This is a genomic window from Pedobacter sp. GR22-10 (assembly GCF_026239715.1).
Taxonomy (GTDB): domain Bacteria; phylum Bacteroidota; class Bacteroidia; order Sphingobacteriales; family Sphingobacteriaceae; genus Pedobacter.
In genome coordinates this window covers 690,507-708,297 of the sequence record NZ_JAPIVR010000001.1, presented here as the reverse complement: position 1 = coordinate 708,297, position 17,791 = coordinate 690,507, and the positions used below count along the sequence as shown (strand labels likewise).

10 protein-coding genes are annotated in these 17,791 nt (G+C 38.4%); 5 read left to right on the top strand and 5 right to left on the bottom strand.

The window, feature by feature from the left end; all coding sequences use genetic code 11:
• Positions 1-551 precede the first annotated feature (551 nt).
• Together OQX64_RS02845 and OQX64_RS22525 are read right to left on the bottom strand one after the other, a co-directional pair.
• Positions 552-1,739, bottom strand: coding sequence for a TlpA disulfide reductase family protein (locus OQX64_RS02845; protein ID WP_265817541.1), 1,188 nt, complete (start codon positions 1,737-1,739; stop codon positions 552-554).
• A 453-nt stretch (positions 1,740-2,192) separates the two neighbouring features.
• Positions 2,193-2,402, bottom strand: coding sequence for an outer membrane beta-barrel protein (locus OQX64_RS22525; RefSeq protein ID WP_416240461.1), 210 nt, complete (start codon positions 2,400-2,402; stop codon positions 2,193-2,195).
• A 217-nt stretch (positions 2,403-2,619) separates the two neighbouring features.
• Here OQX64_RS22525 and OQX64_RS02840 point away from each other — a divergent pair, with 217 nt between their 5' ends.
• Positions 2,620-3,786 (top strand): retropepsin-like aspartic protease, encoded by a 1,167-nt coding sequence (locus tag OQX64_RS02840; RefSeq protein WP_265817540.1) that lies wholly within the window; start codon positions 2,620-2,622, stop codon positions 3,784-3,786.
• Positions 3,787-4,484: 698 nt separating this feature from the next.
• On the opposite strand, the gene OQX64_RS02835 is transcribed toward OQX64_RS02840, so the two are convergent.
• Together OQX64_RS02835 and OQX64_RS02830 are read right to left on the bottom strand one after the other, a co-directional pair.
• Positions 4,485-5,351, bottom strand: coding sequence for a DUF5694 domain-containing protein (locus tag OQX64_RS02835; protein ID WP_265817539.1), 867 nt, complete (start codon positions 5,349-5,351; stop codon positions 4,485-4,487).
• A 318-nt stretch (positions 5,352-5,669) separates the two neighbouring features.
• A complete protein-coding gene (locus tag OQX64_RS02830; protein WP_265817537.1) occupies positions 5,670-7,658 on the bottom strand; it encodes a sensor histidine kinase in 1,989 nt (662 codons plus the stop codon).
• A gap of 650 nt (positions 7,659-8,308) precedes the next feature.
• Between OQX64_RS02830 and bla the strand changes: the two genes are divergently transcribed.
• The gene (bla, locus tag OQX64_RS02825; protein WP_265817535.1) at positions 8,309-9,235 is read left to right on the top strand and encodes a class A beta-lactamase, subclass A2; all 927 of its coding nucleotides are present in this window, start codon (positions 8,309-8,311) and stop codon (positions 9,233-9,235) included.
• A 591-nt stretch (positions 9,236-9,826) separates the two neighbouring features.
• On the opposite strand, the gene OQX64_RS02820 is transcribed toward bla, so the two are convergent.
• Entirely contained in the window at positions 9,827-11,761 is a 1,935-nt protein-coding gene (locus OQX64_RS02820; protein ID WP_265817533.1) for a family 43 glycosylhydrolase, read from the bottom strand.
• 509 nt (positions 11,762-12,270) lie between these two features.
• On the opposite strand from OQX64_RS02820, the gene OQX64_RS02815 reads away from it, so the two are divergent.
• The 3 genes from OQX64_RS02815 to OQX64_RS02805 all read left to right on the top strand — a co-directional run bounded on the left by OQX64_RS02815 (position 12,271) and on the right by OQX64_RS02805 (position 17,781).
• The gene (locus tag OQX64_RS02815) at positions 12,271-12,852 is read left to right on the top strand and encodes an RNA polymerase sigma factor (protein WP_265817531.1); all 582 of its coding nucleotides are present in this window, start codon (positions 12,271-12,273) and stop codon (positions 12,850-12,852) included.
• Between the two features lie 64 nt (positions 12,853-12,916).
• The gene (locus OQX64_RS02810; RefSeq protein ID WP_265817529.1) at positions 12,917-14,065 is read left to right on the top strand and encodes a FecR family protein; all 1,149 of its coding nucleotides are present in this window, start codon (positions 12,917-12,919) and stop codon (positions 14,063-14,065) included.
• A 440-nt stretch (positions 14,066-14,505) separates the two neighbouring features.
• A complete protein-coding gene (locus OQX64_RS02805; RefSeq protein WP_265817527.1) occupies positions 14,506-17,781 on the top strand; it encodes a SusC/RagA family TonB-linked outer membrane protein in 3,276 nt (1,091 codons plus the stop codon).
• Positions 17,782-17,791: the final 10 nt, after the last annotated feature.

Below are 17,791 nucleotides of genomic sequence, written 5' to 3'. Positions count from 1 at the left end.
CGCTAAATGGAAGAAGTCCCGTAGAATACCTGGCGCTCGCTAAAAACAATGAACTTTCTCAAAAGCCCAACTTTTTAAAGGTTAAGTCAATTGCTAATTTTAACTAGATAGTTATTGTTTTTGTAAAGTTGCAATAGTATTTCCTCAGTCAAATAACTGGGTCAAAATGGCTTGAAGGCTCCTTCAGGCTAATTTTTTCTGGGATACATGTTATTACCATAATCCACGTTTAACAACTTAAAATATTCTTAGACCCTGGTCTTTCAGCATTTAAGCAAGGTAAACTGGATCATAGGAATAACTTTATTAATTAGTTATGACGAGGAAAACCCGTCAAAATAAGATGATCTGCCCTAATACAGCCTCATCTATCATAAGGGTGGACTTGCTATTTTAAGATAAAACCGCTAAGCTATATTCGATTCCGGGCAGAACAATTGTATTGTTCAAAACCTGTTCCAGGAGAACAAATTTTCCACCTTAAACAAATAGCGGCTATACCAGAAAAGGTACAGCCGCTACTTATCACTATAAGGGTTTAAAAGAAAACATTACTTGTTTTCAAATAACCTGGCTAAAGCCTTATCTAAATTATCTCCGTAAAGGTTTCTATCCAAAAACTTGCCGTCTGGGGAAATAAGGAAATTCGTGGGAATCGAAGTTATAAAATAGCTTTTGGCAACGGTTCCGGCAAAGGCGTTCTCATCTATTAACTGCGTCCACATTCCAATCTGATCGTTTTCAATCGCGTCTAACCATGCTTTTCTCGCTTCCGCTTTGTCCAAAGAAACGCTGAGTACCGTGAAGCCTTTGTCTTTATACTTCTGATATTGCGCTTTAACATTGGGATTTTCTTTCCTGCAAGGCACGCACCAGCTTGCCCAAAAATCAAGGAATACGTATTTACCCTTGAAATCGGAAAGTTTAACAGTCTTGCCGGAGGCATCCTTTAAGGCAAAGTCAATAATAGGCTTGCCCGCACCTGTCGCTTTAGAAATTTGGAGTTCCTGTTTGAGTGAAACCAATGAGGGATAAGACTGATATTTTTCAGGTAATGTCGAGAGAAGTTGCTCGATAAGTTCGGGTTGAATTTTTTTGCGGGGCCTCCATACCGGCTCAGAGGCATACTCGTTCAGGGCTAATACCGAGAGTAAACTATTAGGATTTTCCTTAACTTGCTTTAGGAATACCCGCTCATCACGGACAGCAAATATAGAATCCATATTTTTAGTATATCGTGCTTCTTTGGCTTCTTTTGGAAGATTAGCCGGAACCGCCCTATTAGCCGCGCTAATCTTTGATATATAGTAATTCAGCGAATCGAAATAAGCCCTGTATTCTTTATTGCCGATGGTGCCGGATCCCGAAACATCTGTTTCCTTAAATTGACTTGAACCAGTCATTTTTACTTCCCCTGGATTCAGGTAAAAACTTTCATAGTTTCTAGGTCCGCCCCTTCCAGGTTCTTTACCCTTAACTTCAATCGTAAGAATTATAGGTTCCTTGGTCGCTTTTTTGAAGCTGAACAGGCCGTTTACTACTTTTGCGCTGTCAAAGTCCATCCTACCGCCCCCAATCTTTCTGTACTGGAGGCTAAGTTCAAAATTTACCTTATCATTAAATTTGCCTGAAACCTCGATTGTGCTCTCCGCTTTCTTCTGACCACTGGCATTAAGTGTCATGCAAAGCACCGTGGTTCCCATCAAATATGGCAGTATTCTAATATTGAACATTTTCATAATTTTATTTTTTATAGATTTCAAGTGAATATTTTATTCTTGGCGGTGACTTTAAATCTTTCGAAAGCAACTCTTCAGCACTGTTTTTATCCAAAAAGCCAAAAAAGACATTAACAGGTAATTCCAACTATTTTTTTTCATCAGGACAATTACAGTTGCAAGGTTTCCAGGTTTTATCTAAAAATTCATTCGATCACTTTTATACCAGTCAGTTATGCGTTCAGCCACAAACTCGTCAAAAAGGCAGCTGTTACTTATACCTTACTTAACACATTATTGGTAGCTTTTAGATTATTGACAGTTGTAAAGCGCAAATGGAGTAGTGGAAATTAAAAAAAGTAAAATTTATATAAAGGAAAATCATCTCAACCTGGATTAGTAATGGTGTTAATTGGGCATTTCGGTGAAAATGAACATCCGTTCTGCGTATGGCTGATTTATCCTTGAATCTTTCTATACATTCCTTGTTTGTCTGGCCCTAAATGACTTGCCGAAATAATAGGTCAGGCTTAGCTTTAAAAATCTTGTGGTAAGTTTATTCAGTGATTCCATTGAAAGGAAGTTTCTGTACATGGACACTGGAAATTTCTGCGTATTAAGGACATCTTTCAAACCTAGAGCAATGTTCAATTTATCGGATAGTGCTTTCTGTTGAATTCCCACAGAGTGAGCACTGATTTTGATCCATTTTAATTATTAAGAAACGAGGAATTAATGGTAGGAATAACATAGTATATGTAGATATTGTCATCAATGACAAGCGTAGATCTGCGTCTACATATGCAGATCAAACAGATCCGGGATGTTAATTATAGTTAAAGTTCCCGGGCACGCTTATCCCCTTCGCTAATTTTAATTAGTTTCGGATTAAAATAGGATCATGTATAGACTTTTATTTATCGCTTTTTTTTTGCTCATAACCGAGTATAGTTTTTCGCAGAGTCTTTCCTATAATAGAGGCGGAACAAAATCTACTCATTATTTTGAGGAAATACCCTATCAGGATATAAATGGCAAAATGATAGTCAAAGTCAAAATCAATGGGATCGATTATAACTTCCTGTTTGATACGGGGGCTCCGATGTGCCTAAGTTCAAAAATCTTAACGGCAGTAAATGCAGAGAAACTTCAGAATAATCAAGTAAAAGATGTAAATGGTAAAAATATATCTAGCCAGACGGTCATCCTTAACGATATTGCCTTCGGTAACCTTAACTTCAATGGTATACCAGCCGCTGTCGGAGTTCCGGACTTTTTTAAATGCTGGAATGTCGACGGTATTTTAGGAAGCAATTTACTAAGGAATTCGATCATCCAAATAAACAGCCAGAAAAAGACTATAGTCATTACCGATCTGGTTGAAAAACTTCAACTAGCCGACAAAAAGGGAATTAGTCTCTTCTTAGACACCATTCAGAGCTATCCTGTATTTAAAGTGCAGCTCTCAGGGAATACAACAATGCGTGTAAATTTTGATACAGGTGACAATGGCCTGCTCTCACTTTCTGAAACTTCGATGGACCAACTTAAAAAAGCGAAAGTTTACGAAACAGTCTATAAGGGTTATGGGGCCAATCAGATAGGAGCATTTGGTTTGGAAAAAGATAATCAGAAGTTCTTATTGAAATTTCTAACCTTCAACATTGCTGACATACATTTGAAAAATGTGATGACTGTAACAAGTAAAGGCTCAGGAGCAAGATTGGGCACTAAAATGCTTGATTATGGGATTGTTACAATTGACTTCCTAAAACAGAAGTTTTATTTTGAAGGAAATGCGAAAGAGATAGACCTGGCTGAAAAGCAGTGGCCGTTTCGTCCAACTTTTAACAACAATAAAATGATTGTGGGCCTAGTCTGGGATGAAGCAGGTAGCAGTGTTTCTTTGGGTGAACAGATTGTCGAAGTTGACGGAACATCTTTTGAAACCGTAGATCTATGTGATCTGCTCAATAAAAAGTCAATCCTTGAAGGGAAAGAAAAATCTACTATAACGATAAGGTCTAAGGACGGCAAATTACGAAAATTAGAAATTGAAAAGAAATGATACGTTTCCTGGTAGCAGAAAGACAGCAAAGAAACATTGAAGCATTTGCAAAGCTATACGGTTATGTCCAATATTTTCACCCTTCCGGTGAAGCGCCTAGAGACTGAGCTGTATCTATAGTATATGGCAGCAAGAAAATGCTTTCAATAGGCAATGATACCGAGCTTATCACTGAGCTCAACAGTATATTTAATAGAGTAGCACCATCCGTTCAAATCTTTGCCTCATCCACGTCAAATCGATTTGATATTAAAAAAATTGCCCCTGCGAATATCGAAGGCTATAGCATTGTATCATGGCAACACCTGGGGTTCAGTCTTCCTTTGTATTTTGTTATTTATAAGAGCATCAAGATAAATATTCCTCATGCGACCAAGGATAAAAAATTCCCGGAACAGCTTTTTTGAAACAAGAACAAAGATCAGATCATATTTGGGGTTTACTCATTTGACACCATTACATTTTCGATGACAACCGCATCAATAATATTGCAAGATTAGGTTATGTTTTTCACCTGCCCTACCTCGAACTATTTGGACTGGTGCTGCTTGGGCATAACACCTTCGACCGCTGACGTCTCGCTGATACTTCAGAAGTAATTTCTGTTCTTCAAATCCATAAAACATTTAAAGTTAGAAAGGAACTTTAAAGGGTTCAGCTTTTTAAGCGCTATAAGTACAACAGTCTGTTAAGCACATTTATTTTAGCTTATTAAACTCAATCCATTGATATTCTGGTGAACTTTCCAGCAATTGCCTGAGAATTGAGGCATGTCCATTTCCAAATATCACCAGGATTCTGTCCTGAGCGCTTTCAGTAATATTCTGAAGATTTCTGAATATGCGTAAATTCCTGCTGTACCAATTGGTTGCAAGAGCATTTGCTCCTCTTTTATCGTCTAGCCTGAAATCCCCTACCAAATAAGACCCATATCCAACCTGATGATAAATTCTCGAATTGATATGTTTGAAGAATGCTAAAAGGCTCATTTTAGTACGCAATTTATCCTCACTTGCGTAAAAGCGTCCGTACATTTTAGTGTACGGATCGTCACTTTTATAATCATAATCTTTAAATAATGCTTTAACATAGTCCGGGTTTACCTGCCTTAACTCGGAAACCATAGAATCATCATCGATTGAATAAATTGTATCTAGTTTCATTTCAGCAGCAATACGCATCCCCAGCTGGTACCTTTCATCCCGTTCTAAGCGATGTGCCCCTGTTTTATATTCTCTAAACTTTTTTGTCGCATGCCAATCAGGCCCCGCTTCAATCGCAATTTTTGTAGGATTAAATTTTTTGATATAATTTACAAGATCTGTAAGCTCTTTTTTTCTTGAAGCAGAAAGCACATCTATTTTATCCTTTTCCGGTATCACATGAGCATCTAATCCAGGATAGTCGAAATGGAAAGACCCAACAAATAGCACCTTTGTCCGATCTTTTGGAAAGAATGATTCTGGTGATGGAACCTCTTTAGTTTGCTGCGCAGATATCGCTGTAGCATAAAAAACGATAAGAATAACTAAGAGAAATGAATGTTTCAATAACGTATTGTTCATATGATTTTTTTGAGTTTTAGCATAAGACACACAATCATTTTATTATGTTGCACAGGGTTGCCTTTTTTCAGCAATTTGATGGCATTAATGCTTAGCCAATGGAAGCACGAAGTTGAAAGCCGAATCCTTACCCAATTCACTGTACATCTTAACTCACTGTGATGATGACGGATAATTTCAAAGCACAAACCGCCCTATAGTGAGGCATCATATGCTTTTCTGACGTACACAAGCAATTTATGAACTATTGTAAAACTATAAAATTTAGTTCTGTTACGGTTTAAATGCTAATTTATCAGTACCCACCTACCCATGGACTTATGTACAGATATTCACTTCTATATTAATGCTGGTTCCCTGGCCATAAGATGACATGATCTCAAATTTGCCGTTTAAATAAGCTACCCTTGCTTTGATATTGGTCATGCCCATTCCTGTTTTGTCATTCAGGCTTTCAGGCTCAAAACCCACACCATCATCCTCAATGGTGATCATAAAACTATCATCATACTGGCTGCATTGCAACAACACGTTTTTTGCGCTCGCATGCCTGACTACATTATTTAACAATTCCTGTACGATACGGTAAATAGTTACCTGCTTGTCTACAGGGATATTGTCCTTAAGGCCGATGCACTGGAAATCAATATTTAAATTATCTGAGATAAAAGATTCACACAAATCTTTCAAAGAAACTTTAAGGCCTAAATGGAGTAAAGATGCGGGCATCATATTGCTCGCTATCGCTCTCAATTCAGTCATGGAGCTATCGAGCCGGCTGATAATTAAATCCAGCTCCTGGTCATTTTCCGAACTCGATTTCGCTGCATATCCTGAAAGGTGTATTTTAACAGCGGAAAGCATGCCGCCCAATCCGTCGTGTAAGTCGCGCGCCACCCTTTTACGCTCTTCATCCTGACCATGGATCATAGCCCGTGTGAGTTTAACCTGATGCTGCTGATCGATGTACTTCAGCTCCTGCTGGTAATTCAATTCTTTTAGTTTCCTGTTCTTTTGAACAAAGAAATAACCGGCAACCAGTATAATAGTGAGAAACGAACTTACCGTGCCCAGCAACCAGTTCATTAAAAGCCTGTTCTTAGCTTCAAGATTCACTTTTTCATTGGCGGCAGTAAGGTCAGAAATCCGTTTCCTGTTTTCCGCACTCCTGAATTTCGCCTCGAGTGCGTTGATTTCTTCAGTTCGCCTACTTTGGTAGAGGCTGTCAGTTAACTTTAACTGACGTTCCAGCCATTGATAGGCAGTTTTTACATTACCCAAATGTACATTGTTCTTAGCCTGCTCCTTAAAAATAGCCTTACTGTTATTAGCGGAAGACATAAAATCGCTGTCTTTCATTACACTATCCAATATAAGCTGGGCACCTTTATAATCTTTAAGATAGGTTAATGAAGAATATTTTTGAAGCAACAGCGAATTTACCATATAAGTTTGTTTGAGTGCTCTTGCCGCGGCAATCCCCATATCATAACTATTCAATGCAGCCTTGAATTGACGCTGGCCGTGGTAGTAGTTTCCTTCAGAGAAATAATAATCGGCTAGTAAATTTGATTTGGGATAACGGATTAAAATAGCTTTTGCCTTATCCAGCATCGCCTTTGACTGCGGAAATTTCCTCAAATAGTTATAATTCAAAGCCGCAAAAACATATGCATTAAGTAAAACCGGTGAATTAGCGGATTTATCTTTTGCCATTTGAATAGCCAGATTATAATAGGTTTCCGCTTTATTGCGTTCTCGGATATTCGTAAAAACCATGGCCAGCTGTGAATAAAAATTTGCAAGTTTAAGTTTATCGCCGCTTTTTTCTGTCAGGGGAATGGTCTTGTTGAGCGTGATATCCACCATCCCCTTTATATTATCCTTTCTTTGTTCAATGATAGCGGTATTATGCAAGGCACGTGCCCGGAAGAGATAGGCTTCCTTATCAGAATAGCCGGAAAGCAGTTTGTCACAAGTTAGGGCAGCGATCCGGCTTCTTTCCAGATCCAGCTCCAGGTACACAATGGATTCATAAAAATAGTAGACCGCTCGCAAATAGGGATACCTTTTTCCAAGTGCGCTGCCCTTGTCCAGGCATAGCTTTGATTTTTTAACCTCATTAATAGTAATGTAATAGTAGGACAAGAGAAAATATGTCCTGGCCTTTATGCTGTCAGATGTATTTAATTTCAAACTGTTACTCAGGCTGTCAGCATAGGCTTTCTGATCCAGCGGCACCTGCGCCTTAGACCACATCGCACAGGACAGCAAAACAAAAAGAACAAGTGTATATTTTCTGGCCATTTATATCATTTAAGCTAATTTTACGGACCTAAATTATCAATTAATATTTATCGCACCACATCTTAATTTTCAATCCCGACCCGTTTTTAATGATACGTTCATTTTATTGCCCGAAATTGTAATTTAAGCTGATATTGAATATTGTAAACAACTCAAGTACTCACATTCCTTCCAGAACTGCGGGTCAATGGTGGATATTCCAAAGCTATCGGTCAACTTATTTTAGAATAGTGTACAATTGATTCTTAGACACTTTGACCATATGGATCTATTGGTTAATCAATTGCAGTTTTCTAAATAGGAGCAAACAAATCGAGTACAGTTTTTCAAAGTAAACTGGCGAGCTAAAGTTTTGTATGAATGATTGGGATTCAGTATGACCAGCCAGACCGAGTTGCATTATCAAATGTCCATCTCCTATTCTGTTGACTATCATTGAAGCGGTCGGCTCTAGTGTTATAAATATCGAACAAGGAGATACCCTAAACGTAGTTCGTGTCAATTCCAAAGCCATTCCATAACAATTACCTATTTTTAAGGTTTCCCATATACTGGTATTTCGGTATTTTTGAAATTCAGCTACAAAACCATCAAACAGTTTAGATCTCCCTTAAAGAATTTGCCTTATAATTGTTCATATTAAATTTTTTATGTTAAATAAAATAATCGAAGGCCAATCTAAGTTCCGCATAATATTGCTATGCTTTTTAATTCTCTTAACTTATCAAGCTTCTGCCCAAAACTTAGATACTTTGAAGCATCGTATCAATCAAATTCTGGCATCAAAAAAAGCTGTTGTTGGCATATCTATTATCGGAAATGATGGTAAAGACACGCTCTCTTTAAACGGTGACAGGCACTTTCCCTTACAGAGTGTATTCAAATTTCATATTGCTTTAGCTATGCTATCGAAGATAGATAAAAGGCAATTTTCCTTGAGTCAAAAAGTTCGTATCACAAAAAACGAGTTATTACCTGATCTTTGGAGTCCGTTAAGAGAAGAAAATCCAAATGGAGGCATGTTTCAAATCTCAACATTAATACAATATGCTGTTTCTCAAAGCGATAATGTTGCATGTGATGCTTTATTACGATTAATTGGCGGCCCAAAAGTGGTAGAAGAATACATGAAAAATAACAATATTAAAGATATAGCCATAAAATTAAATGAAGAGGATATACAAAAAAAATGGGACTTGATGTTCGAAAACTGGACAACACCTAAGGCTGCGTGTGAGGTATTGAAGAAATTTTATAATAATAAAAATAAGCTGCTTTCTGAAAAAAGTTATGGTTTTATCTGGAAGACAATGAAAGAAACTCAAACAGGAGAAGAAAGAATAAGGGGGCTGCTTCCTAAAAATGCTATAGTTGCTCACAAAACGGGTTCATCTGGCACAAACAAAGAAGGTATAACAGAAGCAGTTAATGACATTGGAATCGTATTCTTACCCAACGGAAAATATTTTATTATCAGTGCTTTTGTTAGTAGTTCCAAAGAAAGTAATGAAACTAATGAAAAAATAATTGCGGAGATAACCAAAGTTACTTATGATTATTATAAAGGATCCCTGTGATATTAAATTAATTGACGAAAAGCAACATTACCTACGATGATACTATCTAATGGGCTAGTCTGAAAAAGAGCAAATGTAATTACTATCGAAAGGAAAAATAAAATTAACCGATCGAATTACTGTTCATAAACCTCTGCGCTTACGGTTTCCATAGTTTTCTTTTTAGCCCGCAAAATTCCCGTTACGGTTTTGCGTAGAGTTTAATAAAAAACAATGTAAAACCTTTAAAGAGGGCTATAAAGCAAGATTGCTGACGGTAACCAGAATTAGAAAAACAAAACCGTCACCAAATTTCTTCGTTTGACGGTTTTTTAGAGTGGGCGAGCCTGGCTCAAGCCAGCGACCAAAGAGATTCTGAGTCTACCATAAATAACTGATGTATGCAATTACGAATTTTTCCGCAATCTGCTTGAGACAAATTTTTCATGCTTTTTACATCTTTTTTTGTCTTTGGAGAACCCCAAACATGTTCAAAGTTGCCCGATATAAAGAGCTTTTTGTCAATTTTTTTAGCTCAACGATTATAATTTTTTTAGCCTAACCGATCTATTATGAGGCAAAATGTATACAATTCTAATTTAATAAAACGCATCAATTGGTTCCTTCAGAAGTCATCGAAATTCTTTTAATAGTTTCATCAGGATTATATCTTAACCGGTCGATACAGATAGAGCGGCTAAAGCTTCCGCCATTGGTTTGAATAGCTCCGTTATGATAAATAAAATACCATTGATCCTTAAATTTAACTATAGACTGGTGGTTGGTATTACTGTTTCCCGCTATTTCATTGATTATCCCTTTGTAGCTATATGGTCCATCGATCGAATCGCTTGTTGCATATGCTATCTTCTCGGGAAAACCCGTTGCGTAGGACAAATAATATTTGCCATTATTTACATGAATCCAGGGAGCTTCCGTATATTCAAAGCCCTTCGTGTTTAGTTGCTTCACCTCACCATCTATTTCAATCATATTTTCTTTCAATTTAGCATAATAGCATTCGCTATTTCCCCAGAAAATCCAGGAATGTCCATCTTTGTCCGTAATAACCGTAGGATCGATGCAGGCCCATGCATGGCTGGATGAAAAACAATCTTTATTCACCAACAATGGTTTTCCTAAAGCGTCCTTATACGGACCTTCAGGTCTGTCAGCGACCGCAACGCCTATACCCGACCAGTTCGTACTGATGTACCAATAATATTTGCCAGCTTTTTCTATCACCTGACCAGCGTAAGCATCGCCACTTTTTGCCCAGCTAAAATCTGTGATTTTCAATGGAACAGGGTATTCTATCCAGTTCTTCAAATTTGTAGAGGAATACACCAGCCAATCTTTCATTTTGTATCCCGTTTGCCCACCGGCATAATCATGTCCTGCAAAAAGCCATAGCGTATCACCCAAAACTAAAGCCGAGGGATCTGCCGTGAATTCATGTTTGATAATGGGATTGCCTGAAGCGGTAAAATTATACCGGTCATCAGGCTTCACAGGGCGCAACAGGTTTTCAGGAACTCCTCCCCAAACAGACTGTAAGGAGCGAGCTTCATTGCGTGTAATACTAATCACACTGCCATGCCGGGGATTGAAGTTCTTGGTAAATTTCTCAGGCTTTGAGCTGAAATGAATAAGGTCGGTGCTGCGCTGAAATTCGTAACGAAGATTGGCATACAGGTCATACATCAGAACATATTCTTTAGAATTATTCAGTTTGAATACACTAGATCCCTCAACGACAATCTTTTGTTCAGAATAGGCATCCAGATATTTAAAATCTTCTTTCCAAGGACCCCAAAGGGACTTGCTGGTCGCTTTCTGTATTCCATTGCTGATCTCCTTTCCGGAACTATCTTTGGTATTGCCTTTAAAGAACATGTTATAGGTACCATCTTTATAGACAATATCACCATCTATAGCACCGTATTTTGAGCGAAACATCAATTTTGGTTCTTTTTCGAAGCCGGAAAAATCCTTGTTGGCATAGGCGCCATAAAAATCTAATCTTTTACTATTATTAAATCGAACAGTAAAATAGACCAAGTATTTTTTTACTTGAGGGTCATAAATGGTTTGAGGTGCCCAGACCCATTTAACATCACCAAACTTCGCTGGATAGCTTTTGGCCAGGTCCACTACGCTATGTTGCCAGTTAATTAAGTTTTTGGAATGCAGCATAACTATTCCCGGATTACTTCCCCATCCATCTTTAAACGTATACATATCTGTTGCCGTGATATAATATGCATTTGGCTCTTCTCCACGCAATATGTGCGGATCGCGAATACCGCCGGTAGCTGATATTTTTTCAGAAGCGATAATTGGTTTATTGTCATTCAGGGCAAACCAGTTTATTGCATCTGAACTTACTGCAAAACGTAGCTGTTCCTGTATATTTTTATCCCCGGACCCTTCAAAATACGCAAAAAGATAACCATCAAAATCCGGTAGTTTTTTTTGCTGGCCGACACTTGTGTATGAATTAAGAACAAACAATATAAATGCGAAGAAAAAAGAATTCTTACTCATAATTAATTGATTAATAGTGTTATTTACGAATATTTTATTTAAATCTTTTGATTAATTGTATTGTTTAAAAACTAAAGGTTGTCAATTCGAACCTCAAATTTCATTTTGATCTCATTAATTACGTTGACTATATTTGGTATATTCAAATCTAAATAATAAACGTTATAATAACGATTATAAAATTTAATTATCTTGGTGGACTTAAACGCTCCTGGCTATAATGAGGTTCGTTACTCTCCAAATAGCTATGAACACGATCAGATACCAGATGATCGGGGTATTTTTATAGCTGTGTAGCGCTTTTGGATCACGGATACTTCCGGTGAATAGCCATTAAGTTTCCATAAACTGGCAATGTAGAAGGATTTATCGCTTTAGGGATGTTAATTTTTATGTATTTCGTAGCTCTTAAACTGCTTATATTCCGGCATTTTAATTAATATTGTGAAAAGAATTTAGTGAATTGGCTACAATAAAATCTGTTAATGTGCCAAGTTGGGAGTTGAAGTATGGATAGGTTAAGTGAACTAACGGATGACCAGTTATTACCCTTATTAAAGGGTGGCGACGAGCGTGCGCTACGTTTGATCTATTACAAATACTGGAAAGTGCTTTACAATGAGTGTTGCCGCCGCCTGAATGATCCGCAGCAAAGTGAAGAGCTGGTACAGGATATATTAGCTGACTTGTGGGAGAGCAGGGCGGACCGTGAAATTATCAACCTGGAGGCATATTTAAATACTGCCGTCAAATATGCAGTCTACCGGCAATACCGCAAAAAAAAGATAATGCCCTTTTTTGAGGAGCCATTGGAACATCTCCTTTACGAAAATAATGGTGCCGATTCCGCTTTGTTTCTGAAAGAATTAAATCTGTTCGTAGCGCAGTGGCTGGCCGCACAACCAGAAAAACGCAGGGAAATTTTCATAAGGCGTTACATGGAGGAACAGTCAACAGAAAAGATCAGTCAGGAAATGGGCGTCCCTCAAAAAACGGTACAAAATATACTGCGCAATACCGAAGTAGCCTTAAGGACGGACATCAACAAGTTTCTCGCATTACTACCTTTGCTAATACATAGTCTGAAATAAAAAAAATCACTTTGGTTGGGAGTTTCTGAAAAATAAGACACTGTATTTAGAAACAGTGGTAATTATGTCCGGCAAAAATCAAAAAGAATTTCAGAAACTCGTACAGAAATATCTGGATGGTGAGGCCAGTACTGATGAAACAAATGCGCTTGATGATTATTACCTGCTATTTCGCGATGAACCTGACCAGACTAGCTTATTAAGCGACAAACAATTGTTCTTGCTGGAACAGCGCTTAGAGAACGGCCTGTTCACCCGAATACATCAGCCCGCGAAAGCCTGGAGAATGTGGCCTCGTATCGCATCTGTCGCTGCGACTGTTGCTGTAATTGTATTTGGAGCAAGTTTGTTTGTGTATCATAAACAGCAAAATACAAACATCACAACGAACGCAACTGATATCACTCCCGGAAAAATCGGGGCTACACTTACACTCTCCAACGGTAAAAAGATCCGTCTAAGTGATGCGGCAAATGGGGAGATCGCAAAAGAGGCTGGCATCAGTGTAACCAAGACTGCAGACGGCCAGATAGTTTATGAAATCAAGGAAACTACTTCTATTGAAAATAATATCAATACTTTGACCACTGCCAAAGGCGAAACCTATGTTTTAACCTTGCCCGATAAATCGAGGGTTTGGATGAATGCAGCCTCGAGTTTAACTTATTCTACCAGTCTAAATGAACATAATGAGCGAAGAGTGAAACTTGATGGCGAGGCCTATTTTCAGATCGCGAAGGACAAAGCCCATCCTTTTATTGTTGAGAGTAAAGGTCAGGAGGTGGAAGTTTTGGGTACCCATTTCAACATCAACAGTTACGTTGATGATAAGATTGTCAGAACGACCCTTCTTGAGGGTAGTGTAAAGGTTGTGTTTCAAAAAGGAGAAAGAACTGAAAAAATCTTGAAACCAGGTCAACAGTCAATTCTATTGCCTGATAACCGCATAGCCGTCAAAGAGGTTGATGTGAACGAGGCTGTAGCATGGAGGGATGGTAAGTTTATTTTTGACAGAGAAGACATGGGCACGATCATGCGTAAGGTAGCCAGGTGGTATAATGTCGAGGTAATATTTGAGGACGATATACAAAACAAACAAATTACCGGAAGCGTGTCCCGGTATGCAAATTTATCCGAACTCTTAAAAGTATTGGAGGCGACAGGCAGAGCACACTTTAAAACAGAGGATAGGAAAGTAATCATTACGAAGTAGAATTGGCATAAGCAAAAAAATAGAACTCATTACCAAATCAACATAAATCAACAAACCTAATCAATTAAAAAATGAAGAAATTTTACAGAAAAGTTCCCTAAACCTCATCCCTTCAAGAACAATATAGTAGTAGCCGTCTCCAATCTAATAGAGGCACCGATAGCTATATAAAGCTGATCCCAATTCGCAGTCGGGACCAGCCAATGTTCAGGTTAACCTAGTTAACAATGTGAATTAGACAAACAAGTAAAACCCAAACAGTTCAAACTTAATAAAACTGCCCGAGAACCAAGCGAATATAAATGAAATAAATGTTCGTAAAAGGCATTTTTAAGGGGGCTACTCGTTCCCTTTTGAGCTGTTTAAAAACAATGAAATTTATGATTTTTAAACAATTTGTATGTACGCCGCCTAGCTGCATCAAAAAATCACTCCTAGTTATGAAATTGACTATGATTATCCTGATAGCTGGATTTTTGCAAGTTTCACTGGGTGCCAGTGGACAACGTGTCACCCTCAAAGAGCGTAACACAAGTATTGAGAAAATATTAAAAAAGATAACCGTCCAGACAGGATACGACATTATCTACAACAGTGAGATTTTTGATGCTGCTTCTCCATTAGATATCTCAGTTGAAAATGCCAGTCTAAAGGTTGTTATGGATCGCTGCCTTCGTGGGTTACCACTTACGTATGTAATTAGTAATAAGGATATTGTAATCAGAGAAAAAGAAAAGACAATCTTTGATGATTTGAAGCATTATTTTGGAGAAATTGATGTAATTGGTGTAGTGCTGAACGAAAATGGACTGCCCATGCCTGGTGTGGTCGTCAAAGTCAAGGGCACAAATAAATTGGCAGTGACTGGCGAAAGTGGTCGGTATTACCTCCATACAGACGACAACCAAATTTTGATTTTTAGTTATTTGGGGTATAAAACGACCGAATTAAAGGCAAAAGCTCAGCTTGATGTCAATATGACACTGGATCCGGCGAAACTTGATGAGGTTTTGGTGATCGGCTATGGTACCACTACCAGGAGATTAAGCACAGGTGCTCAGGTTGGAATTACGGCAAAAGACATTGAAAAGCAGCCTGTCACCAACGCTTTGCAAGCAATGCAGGCAACATTGCCAGGCGTACAGGTAATCCAAACCAATGGTTTGCCTGGAGCGGGAATCAACGTTCAGATAAGAGGTGTCAATTCTATTGGAAAAAATAACCGTCCTTTCTATATTATAGACGGTGTCCCATTTCTTTCAGAACCGATTAACAACGCATCTTCGATAACTTCTGTTTTACCCTCCGCGGAAGGAAACACTAGCCCATTAAATGTCATTAATCCTTCAGATATAGAAAGCATTGAAGTACTTAAAGATGCCGACGCCACTGCGATTTACGGTTCTCGTGGAGCCAACGGGGTTGTGCTGATTACTACTAAAAAAGGCTCAGCCGGAAGAACTAAGTTTAGTGTCAATGCGTCTAGCGGGGCATCCGTTGTTGCTAATTTTGTCGATTTGTTAGGTACCGAAGAATACCTGGCCTTGCGTAAAAAAGGTTTCGCCAACCTGACAACCAGTTCCAACACACCTACTACTACCAATGCGCCGGACCTAACGGTATATGACCAGAATCTGAGTAAAAACTGGCAAAAGGAATTGATTGGCGGTACCGCCCGGACACATGATATTTCAGCTAATGTATCGGGAGGAGACGCAAACACCAATTTCTACCTTAGTGGCGCTTATCATCAAGAAGGTAATGTTTATCCGGGAGACCAGGGGTATAAACGCGGAGGTGTAAATGTGAATTTAAACCACAGCTCTTCGAACAAGAAATTTAACCTAGGATTTTCTGCCCTGTACTCAACCGATAAAAACAACATTTCTACCTTAGATCTGTCAAAGTATTCTTATTCTCTGCCTCCAAATTTTTCGGTTTACAAGGCCAATGGCACACTAAACTGGGTAGGAGGTTCAAATCCATACGGTTATCTGCTTCAAACTAATGATAACCGTTCAAGCAATTTGCTGGGAAATCTGAACCTCAGATACACGATACTGGAGGGGCTGGATATCAAATCTGCTTTTGGTTACAGCAAAACAGACATGAACCAGGTTACTTTGAGACCACTAAAATCTTTAAGTACTGAATATTTTGCACCTGCATCAGGAACAGCAGCTTATTCCTACACCTATTCAAATAACTATATCGTAGAACCTCAGATCACTTATAATCATAAAGTATGGAAGGGTACATTAAGTGCGCTTGTTGGCGGCACTTACCAATTTAAACAGTCTAAGCAGCCATACTACACACTTGCTTCCGGATTTAGTGATGATAATTTCATGAGAAATGTAAACCAAGCGACTTCCATTTCCACAAGTAATTCGTCTAAGGATTATAAATATGCTTCGTTGTTTGGACGGTTAAATTACAATATAGAAGATAAATACATTGTTAACCTTAATTTTAGAAGAGATGGTTCCTCCCGTTTTGGCCCAAATAAAAGATTCGGAAATTTTGGTTCCGCTGGTGCGGCCTGGATTTTTTCTGAAGAGGATTTCCTTAAAGATAAAATAAGCTGGTTTAGCTTTGGTAAGCTACGCGGGAGCTATGGGATTATTGGAAGTGACGAGATTGGAGACTATCAGTATTACGAAAGTTTTTCTTCCTATCCGTTTCTCTATAATGGCAACACAAGTTTGGTTCCTACCAGGATCGCTAATAATGATTTTCAATGGGAAAGCACTAAAAAATTTGATTTAGGACTGGAACTTGGCTTCTTTCATGACCGGTTGTCTTTAAGCGCTTCTTATTACAACAACCGGTCGGGGAATCAGCTAATCGACTATCCTTTGAGTACGCAAGCAGGCTTTTCAAGCTATCAGAGCAACTTGCCTGCGACCGTTCAGAACTCAGGATTAGAGCTAAGCATAAACAGTACAAACGTTAAGATCAAAAATTTTTCCTGGACCTCGGCCTTCAACATCAGTAAAAACAACAACAAGTTATTGTCGTTTCCAAATATCGAGAAAACCTCTTATTACACTACTTATCTTGTCGGTAAACCACTCAACGGATACTATGTTTACCAGTTTACAGGCATAAATCCTGCCACCAATTTACCTGCTTTTACCGATTTTGATGGCATAGGCGGGACAGCCAATCCTACATTAGGATTTGCAGCTACCGGAAGTGGAGACCAGTATTTTGCAGGTACTTCTTATCCCAGCTTTTTCGGTGGTTTAACGAATACGTTTACTTACAAAGGTTTAACCTTTGATTTTACTTTTCAATTTGTTAAGCAAAAAGGCGCAACAACAGCAGCTGCGTTTAATAACCCTCCGGGATATGGGTTAAACTCTACTAAGAATTTAGTGGAGCAATATCTGGCTCTTGGCTCTCCCGATTACCTGGTTACAGCAGGCACTTTCAGTGCAAACGGTAGGGCGGCATATAATGCCTACCGTGCATGGTCTGCATCTGATGCCAATATCGTTGATGCCTCATTTATTCGAATGAAAAATGTGAATTTATCTTATTCGCTGCCTTCAAAATGGATTTCTAAAGTGCATGCTCAGCAGGTCAGGGTATTTACCCAAGCCCAAAACTTATTTACAATTACAAAGTATAAAGGTTTCGATCCGGAATCCAAAGGTATCGGGACGCCGCCATTGCGTACAATAGTTGCAGGTTTACAGTTTACATTTTAAAATTTCAGTT